Here is an 8,383-nt window from a genome sequence, read left to right on the forward strand (position 1 = left end):
CGCGCGTGCTCGACGCCTGCGCCGCGCCCGGCGGCAAGAGCGCGCACCTGCTCGAACGCGATCCGTCCTTGCGCCTGACCGCGCTCGACGTGGACGCCGCGCGCCTGCAGCGCGTGCGCGCGACCCTGGCGCGCGCCGGCTTCGACGCCGACGACGAACGCGTGCGCCTGCACGCGGCCGACGCCGCCGAGCTCGACGCCTGGTGGGACGGCGCGGCGTTCGACGCGGTGCTGCTGGACGCGCCGTGCTCGGCCACCGGCATCGTCCGCCGCCAGCCGGATGTGGTCCTGCACCGACGCGAGTCCGACATCGCCGCGCTTACCGTCGTGCAGGCGCGACTGCTGGACGCGCTGTGGCGCACGCTCGCGCCCGGCGGCGTCCTGGTCTACGCCACCTGCTCGATCCTCAAGGCCGAGAACGAAGACCAGGTCCGCGCCTTCCTCGCGCGCACCGCCGACGCCCGCGTCGAGGTGCTGGGCCCGGACTTCGGCCACGACTGCGAGGTCGGCCGCCAGCGCCTGCCCGGCGAGGACGGCGGCGACGGTTTCTTCTACGCCCGGCTGCGCCGGGCCGGATGAGCCGCGCCGGCCGGCGCGGGGCGAGCGGGCCGGAATCGGGTCTATCTGAGTCGGGTCGATCTGAGTCGGGTCGTCCTGAGTTGAGTCTTGCCGAGTCGGGCTGCTCCGAGTCGGGCTGCTCGAATCAGGCCACTCGAATCAGGTCGATTGAACCAGGCCGCTCTGAACCAAGCCGCGCTGATGAATCGGACCGCGCCGAACCCGACCGCCCGCAATCCGGGCGGCTCTGGATCGGACCAGTCTGAATCTGTCGGGCTCGTTGCCGTCGGGATCGTTTCCGGCCGGTTCGACCGCGCCGCCCGCGGCCCTTGTCCCGCAAGCCGGGCGCCGACGTCGCCCGGCCGCGCCGATGGATGAGCCGAAGGTGAGCGCCGGCGCAGTTGCGCAATGCGCCCTCTCCACCCGTCACTTTCGCCTGCGTATCATTCCCCGCATGTTCAAGAACCCCTTGTCCCGCCACGCGTGGCTGTTCTGGGTCACGGCCTGGCTGGTGCTCGGAGCCGGCCTCGGCCTGCGCGATCCCTGGCCCGCCGACGAGCCGCGTTTCGCCCTGGTCGCCAAGCAGATGGTCGAGTCCGGCCAGTGGCTGTTCCCGCACCGCGGGGTCGAGCTGTATTCGGACAAGCCGCCGTTGTTCATGTGGACCGAGGCGGTCTCCTACCTCATCACCGGTCACTGGCGCATCGCCTTCCTGCTGCCGTCGCTGCTGGCGGCGCTGGGCACGCTGTGGTGCGTGGTCGACCTCGGCCGCCGCCTGTGGACCCCGCGCGTGGGTTACTACGCCGGCTGGGCGCTGCTGACCACGCTGCACTTCGCCTATCAGGCCAAGAAGGCGCAGATCGATCCGTCGGTGGTGTTCTGGATCACCTTCGCCAACTACGGCCTGCTGCGCCATCTGCTGACCGGTCCGGCCTGGCGCTGGTGGGCGCTGGGCTGGTTCGCCGCCGGCATCGGCGTGATCACCAAGGGCGTCGGCGCGATCGCGCTGCTGATGCTGCTGCCGCTGGCGCTGGCGGCGCTGCTGCGGCCGCTGCACGCGCGCCTGGCGCCGCAGGGCTTCGGCGCGCGCGCGCTGGCCTGGGTGCGCATGCCGGTGCGCGCCGGCGTCGGCGACGCCAGGTTCTGGCTCGGGCCGTTGGCGTTCTTGCTGGCGATCGCGCTGTGGGTGGTGCCGATGGTGCTGGTCGCCACCCACGCCGGCGATCCGAGCTACCAGGCCTATCTCAACGACATCCTGTTCCGTCAGACCGCGGGCCGCTACGCCAAGTCCTGGGACCACCACCAGCCGGTCTGGTACCACCTCGGGGTGATGTTCTCGATGTGGCTGCCGCTGATGCTGGCGCTGCCGTGGGCGCTGCGCGCCTGGGGCCGGCGCATCGGCCGGCTGGATCCGCGCTACATCCTGCCGCTGACGTGGTGGCTGCTGGTGATCGTGTTCTTCTCGATCCCGCACGGCAAGCGCGACGTCTACATCCTGCCGGCGCTGCCGATGGCCTGCCTGATGTTCGCGCCGCTGCTGCCGGGCCTGCTGCGCAAGGCGTGGCCGCGGCGGGTCGCGCTCGGCTTCACCGTGGCGCTGACCCTGGCCCTGCTCGGGGTGGGGCTGTCGATGTGGTTCGGCGATCCCAAGTTCGAAACCAGGCTGATCGCCGACCGCGGCTTCACCGACCACGGCCGCGCGCTCGCCGCCGGGGTGATCGCGATCGGCGCCTGGGGCGCGGCCTGCCTGCTGTGGTCTGGCCGGCGCCGGCCGGAGCGGGCGATGGCGGCGACGCTGTGCGGCGTGTGGGTGCTGTACGGCCTGCTGATCACGCCGGTGCTCAACGATTCGTCCTCCGCGCGCGGGGTCATGGCCCGCACCGCGCAGCGCATCGGCGCCGACGCCGAGCTCGGCCTGGTCGCGTGGAAGGAACAGAATTTGCTGATGTCGCAGTCCAGGACCACCACCTTCGGCTTCCTCATGGGCTGGCAGAAACAGCTCGAACTGGGCCTGGCCTGGCAGGCGCAGGCGCCGGACACGCGCTGGCTGTTCGTGCAGGAGCCGGCGGTGCCGGTGTGCGTGGACCGGGCCAAGGCCGAGATGATCGGCCGCTCCAACCGCCGCGAATGGTGGCTGGTGCCGTATGCCGCGCGCGCCGGTTGCCCGGCCTCGCCGCCGCTGCCGTTCAACGACGACGATCACGAGTACGACGACGGATCGGATTGAGCGTGCCCGCATTGCCCTTCTCTGCTTCCGATCCGGGCGCCGCGCCGCGCCAACGGCTGGCGCTGCGGCTGCTGCAGGCCGCGCTGTTCCTGCTGCCGGCGTTGCTGTTGTCGACGCCGTGGGCGCTGACCCCGTTCGCCGCGCTGGCCTTGTCCGCGTTCGCGCTGGCGCCGTCGGTGTTCGCGCGCGGCTGGCGCGAGGTCGGGCGCGAGACCCGCTGGCTGCTGGCGATGGCGGTGCTGGCCGCGGCGGTGGTGCTGTTCTCCAAATTCCATTTCGAGGTGCGCTGGCGCGAGGCCGACAACCGCCTGCGGCTGTTGACGGCGCCGTTCTTCGCGGTGCTGGTCTACGCCTGGCGGCCGTCGCGGCGTTGGCTGTGGCGCGGCGCGCTGTTCGGTCTGGCCGCCGCGTTCGTGCTGGCGCTGTATCAGGTGGCCACCGGCACCGAGCGCGCGCTGGGCTGGACCGCCAATGCGATCGTGTTCGCCGACGCGCTGATCGCGCTGATCGTGCTGGCGGTGTTCACCCGCCCCTCGGGCGAGCTGGTGTGGACCACGCTGGCCTGCGCGCTGGGCGTGGGCGCGGTGGCGCTCAGCGGCAGCCGCGGGGTGTGGCCGGCGCTGGCGATCGTGCTGCTGGTGGCGCTGGTCGTCAGCGGCGGGCGCGCGCGCAAGCTGTCCTGGGCGGTACTGGCGGCGCTGGCGCTGACGGTGGCGGCGAGCCACTGGATCGCGCCGCTGGCGCAGCAGATCCGCCTGACCGAACTGGTCTCGGACGTGGACCGGGTCAAGCGCGGCGATCACGAATCTTCGCTGGGCGCGCGCGTGACCTTGCTGGAGCTGGCCGGCGATACCTTCGCCGAGCACCCGCTGACCGGCGTCGGCGTGGGCCGGTTCGAAAAGGTGGTGATGGCCACGCCGCAATGCGCGCCGCCGGCGCCGCGGATCGGCTTTTGCAAGCTCGGCCACGCCCACAGCGACGCGTTCGAATGGGCGGCGACGATGGGCCTGCCGGGGTTGCTGGCGATCCTGGCGATCTATCTGGTGCCGCTGGCGCTGTTCGCGCGGATGGTGCGCGCGCAAAGCGTCGGGCGCGCGCGCAGCAGCGCGCTGGGCGGGCTGGTGCTGGTGCTGGTGTACATCGCCTGCGGCCTGACCCAGTCGATGTTCGCCCACCAACTGATCGCCTCGTTCTACGCCGTCGCCATCGGCGTGCTGTACGGATTCGCGCTGATCGAACGCGAGCGCGGGCCGCAATAAGCGCTTTGCGCCGAGCGCGCAGCGACCGGCCGCGGTGTGCGCGATGCGGCCGCGGCGCTCAGGCCGCGCCGTCGTCCTTGCGTTCGGGCGTGGCCACCGGCTGGCCGTTGCCGAGCATCCACAGCATGATCGTCTTCTGCCGCACGTAGTTGGCGCGCACGTAGGCGTAGACCAGCCCGTGCCAGCCGTCGCGGAAGCCGCCGCGCAGCAGGTAGCCGCGCCAGAACCGCCACGCCGGCGCCAGCACCAGCTTGGCCAGGGTCGCGCGCTTGCCGCGCGCGTGCTCGTGCTCGGCCATCATCCGCGCGTAGCGCTCGGTCTTGGCCAGTTGCTGCTGCAGCGAGCGGTAGGGGTAGTGGATCAGGTCGCCGCGCAGCGTGGCGACCGCGCCGTCGACGCTGGCGGCCTCGTGCACTTCGCGGGTGCCGCGCCAGCCGCCGCGGCGGCGGTCGAACAGGCGCAGCACGCGGTCGGGATAGGCGTTGCCGTGGCGCAGGAAACGGCCGAAGTATTCGGACAGGCGCGCGAAGCGGTAGCCGGCGGCATCGCCGAAGCCGCGCTCGCGCGCGGCCAGGATCGAGGCGCGCAGCTCGTCGCCGACGCGCTCGTCGGCGTCCAGGCACAGCACCCAATCGTGCGCGGCCTGCTCGATCGCGAACTGCTTCTGGCTGCGGAAGCCGTCGAAGCGGCGCTGCAGCACGCGCGCGCCGGCGGCCTGGGCGAGCGCGGCGGTGGCGTCGGTGGAATGCGAATCCACCACCACGATCTCGTCGCAGAACGCCAGCGAGGCCAGGCAGTCTTCGATCCGGTCGGCCTCGTTGAAGACGATGATGCAGGCCGACAGCTTGGGGCGGGCGGCGTCGCTGGGCGCGGGCGTGTCGATGGCGGCGGTCCGGGGCGGGGCGGGCGGCGCTCAGGATACTCCTGCGCTTGCGACGGGAAGTAAGCGGGAAGGGCCGCGAGGCGGCGCGCCCCCGCTCGCTCCTCACTCCTCTAAACTCACGTCTCGCTCCAAACGGCCGCCAGCGATGTCCGACTACCTGCTCTTCGCCACCGAACGCTACGCGCTGCCGATCCTGCAGCCGCTGGCGCAGGCGCTGCACGAGGCCGGCCACCTCGCCCACGCCTGGTTCGCCGACGGCGCCGCCGGTTCGGCCCTGCCGGCGCCGGTGCGCATGCTCGAGCCGGGCCGCGCCGGCCTGCGCGCGGCGGTGGCGCTGAAGCCGCGCGCGGTGTTCAGCGCGGCCAACTGGGTGCCGCCGTTCGTGGCCGGGGCCAAGGTGCAGCTGTTCCATGGCTTCAACGTGGAAAAGCGCGCCGACGCGCGCGGCCATTTCCGCGTGCGCGGGCTGTTCGATCTGTATTGCACGCAGGGGCCGGCGACCACCGCGCCGTTTCGCGAGCTGGCCGCGCAGGCCGGCCACTTCGCCGTGGTCGAGACCGGCTGGCCCAAGCTCGATCCGCTGTTCCGCGACGACGACGGCGCGGCCGCGGCCCTGCGCGCACCGGCCGGCGCGCGGCCGGTGGCGATGTTCGCCTCGACCTTCACCGAACGCCTGAGCGCGGCGCCGCATCTGTTCGAAGCGATCGCCGCGCAAGTCGCCGAAGGCCGGCGCTATTGGCTGCTGACCCTGCATCCCAAGTGCGCGCCGGAACTGTTCGAACGCTATCGCGCGCTGGCCGGCGCCAACGCGGCCTTCGTCGAAACCGAAGCGCTGATCGCCGCGCAGCGCGCCGCCGACGTGCTGGTGGCCGACACGACCTCGGTGGTGTCCGAGTTCGTGGTCCAGCGCAAGCCGGTGGTGACCTTCCGCAACCGCGCGCCGAAGCCGCACATGATCGATTTCGACGATCCGGCCGAGCTGGAGCAGCGCCTCGCGCAAGCCTTCGCGCCGACGCCGCAGCTGCAGGCGGCGATCGACGCGTATGCCGAGGCGATCCATCCGTACCGCGACGGACGCTCGTCGCAGCGGGTGATGGCGGCGACCGAGGATTTGCTGGACGGGCGCCTGGGAACGCTGCGCGGCAAGCCGCTGTCTGCGTGGATTCGCGGGCTGCAGATTCGGCGCGAATTGGGCTATTGGGGGCGCGGGAGCTGAGCGCGGCGGCCGCGTCGTCGCGAAGATTCGTATCCGACTGCAGGAGCGGCGCGAGCCGCGACCGCGAATACGCAGCCACGTCGTTGGCTTCGTCGTAGTTGGGTATTCGCGGTCGCGGCTCGCGCCGCTCCTGCAGCGGGCGTTCCGCGGCGGGTTCTGCGTTCGTTGCCGCGTTGAGCCCAGCGCCAGCCCGCATCACCACCGCAACGGCCGCTTCGCCAGCGACGCCGCCAAGCGTTCGTACAGCCGCTGCGCCTCGTCCAGCGGCAGGAAGCGGATGCGCAACGGCGGCCCCAGCGCGCCGGCGCCGGCGGTGTCCAGCCACAGCGTCGCGGTGCCGCAGCGGCGGTCCAGCGGCGAGCGGGTGATCTGCAGGACCTGCAGCTTGTCGAGTTCGGCGAAGCGCCAGTAGCGCCGCCACCAGCCTTCGCGCACCGCGATCAGTTCGGCGTCCATCGCATAGCCCATGCGCCGCGCGCGCCGCTGCGCCTTGAACGCCGCCCACGGCAGCCACAGCAGCGCCAGCAGGCCCCATTCGCCGACCTGCCAGTAAGCGACGGACACGGCCAGCGCGGTCCACGGCAGGTCGGGCAGGAACAACCGCCACCACACCGCCTTCGGCAGCGCCCGCCAGTCCAGCGCGTCCCAGCGCGCATGCGGCAGCAGGTGCGCGATCAGGCCGTCGCAGACCGCCGGTGCGGCGATCGGCGCGAGTTCCTTGAGCGCGCGGCCGTCCTCGTGCTCATCGCCGCCGACCGTGTCCACCGCCAGCCGGCGCCGGCGCAGCAGCCGGTGCAGCACGCCTTCCTCGAGCGTCCAGGCCTGGATGCGCCGGCGCGGCACGGTGGTGCGCCAGCGCGCCAGCAGGCCGCGCTCGGCGGTCAGCCGGCGGCCTTGTTCGCTGAGTTCGAAACCGTAGTAGCGCAGCAGCGCCAGGGTCATCGACAGGCCCTTGAGCGCGGCGGCGACGAAGGCGATGCCGGCGACCGCCAGCAGCGCGTAGCCGGCGGCGTCGAGGTGATAGCCCTCGACCCGGCCGAACAGCCAGCGCACGCCGACGCGCAGCATCCGCTCGGGCACGCGGCCGTTGAAGTCGGGGACGCTCTGCATGATCGCGGCCAGGCCCGCGCCGACCAGGATCAGGCCGCCGTTGGAGACCAGGCCCAGCCGCAGCACCTCGGCCGGCGACAGCCGCAGCAGGCTGTCGGCGTGTTCCTCCGCGGGCTGGCTCGGGTCGCCGCCGCGGCGCCGCACCAGGGTTTCCAGCGCCAGCGCGTCGGCCAGCTTGAGCACGCGCATCTGCGCTTCGGGTTCCTTGCCGCCGGCCGATTCCAGGCGCACCTCGGCCACGCCGAACAGGCGGTGCAGCACGGTCTGGTGCACGCCCACGTTCTGGATGCGCACGAACGGAATCACCCGCAGGCTGCGGTTGAGCAGGCCGCTGCGCACCACCAGCCCGTTGGCGCCGACGCCGTAGCGATAGGTGAAGTAGCGCCACAGCGAGAACAGCACCAGCACGCCGACGCCGATCAGCGACCACAGCTCGTTGCGGTCGCCGCGGCCGAGGAAGATCAGGATCAACAGCGGCACGATGTACTGGCGCAGGTGCTGCACCAGCACGAACAGCCACGACATCGGATGCAGGCGGCGGTCGGCGACCGGTTCGGCGGCCGCGCCCGCGCCGGCGCGGCCGTCGTCGTGGACGGGGGCGCTCATCGGGCCTCGTCGTCTTCGAGGTCGAGCTGGCGGCTCAGGCGCTCGCGCAGGCGCTGGGCGTCGCCGACATCGAGGTGGTCGATCGCGACCGAGCTGTGGCGGGTGCCGGCGGTATGCACCACCAGCGTCGCCAGCCGGCGCATGCGTTGCAGCGGGCCGTGCTTGAGGTCCAGGTGCTGGACCCGGGTCAGCGGCACGGTGGTCTCGCGCTGCCAGGCCACGCCGCGGCGCACCGCGAACCCGTGCGTGTCGAGCTTCCACAAGGTGTTGCGGTAGCGGCGGAAGCCGATCCACATGCCGATGCCGGCGCCCAGCAGCGCGCCGATGAGACCGCTGGCGAGTCCGCTGTGGCGGCCCAGGCTGAGCACGCCGACGATGACCGCGGCGATCGCGAACACCACCGCCAGCGACAGGCTGATGTCGATCGTGCACAGCGGAATCGCGCGCGCGGGCAGGCGTTGCCAGCCCTCCTGCGTCGCGGGCGCTGCGGCCGGCGCGTCGTCGGCGCGCGGGGGCGGCGCGGAG

The 8,383-nt window shown here is 72.5% G+C and carries 7 protein-coding genes; 4 read left to right on the plus strand and 3 right to left on the minus strand.

Translation table 11 applies throughout. From position 1 onward, the window contains the following. The 3 genes from A7A76_RS05700 to A7A76_RS05710 all read left to right on the plus strand — a co-directional run. A partial coding sequence (locus A7A76_RS05700; RefSeq protein WP_206410288.1) for a methyltransferase domain-containing protein occupies positions 1-578 on the plus strand: 578 nt, incomplete at its 5' end. A 433-nt stretch (positions 579-1,011) separates the two neighbouring features. Further along, entirely contained in the window at positions 1,012-2,784 is a 1,773-nt protein-coding gene (locus tag A7A76_RS05705) for an ArnT family glycosyltransferase (protein ID WP_206410289.1), read from the plus strand. Positions 2,785-2,786: 2 nt separating this feature from the next. Then, positions 2,787-4,043, plus strand: coding sequence for an O-antigen ligase family protein (locus A7A76_RS05710; RefSeq protein WP_206410290.1), 1,257 nt, complete (start codon positions 2,787-2,789; stop codon positions 4,041-4,043). A 58-nt stretch (positions 4,044-4,101) separates the two neighbouring features. On the opposite strand, the gene A7A76_RS05715 is transcribed toward A7A76_RS05710, so the two are convergent. After that, positions 4,102-4,926, minus strand: a complete 825-nt coding sequence (locus tag A7A76_RS05715) for a glycosyltransferase (protein ID WP_206410294.1) — start codon at positions 4,924-4,926, stop codon at positions 4,102-4,104. Between the two features lie 145 nt (positions 4,927-5,071). Between A7A76_RS05715 and A7A76_RS05720 the strand changes: the two genes are divergently transcribed. After that, complete coding sequence (locus A7A76_RS05720) at positions 5,072-6,142, plus strand: CDP-glycerol glycerophosphotransferase family protein (RefSeq protein WP_206410291.1); 1,071 nt, start codon at positions 5,072-5,074, stop codon at positions 6,140-6,142. Between the two features lie 195 nt (positions 6,143-6,337). Here A7A76_RS05720 and A7A76_RS05725 read toward each other — a convergent pair whose 3' ends face one another. Continuing rightward, a complete protein-coding gene (locus A7A76_RS05725) occupies positions 6,338-7,777 on the minus strand; it encodes a PH domain-containing protein (protein WP_241200747.1) in 1,440 nt (479 codons plus the stop codon). 77 nt (positions 7,778-7,854) lie between these two features. Continuing rightward, positions 7,855-8,383, minus strand: a 529-nt coding sequence (locus tag A7A76_RS05730; protein ID WP_206410293.1) for a PH domain-containing protein, incomplete at its 5' end; no start/stop codon positions are given.

It is taken from the genome of Lysobacter enzymogenes (assembly GCF_017168095.1).
Classification (GTDB): domain Bacteria; phylum Pseudomonadota; class Gammaproteobacteria; order Xanthomonadales; family Xanthomonadaceae; genus Lysobacter; species Lysobacter enzymogenes_D.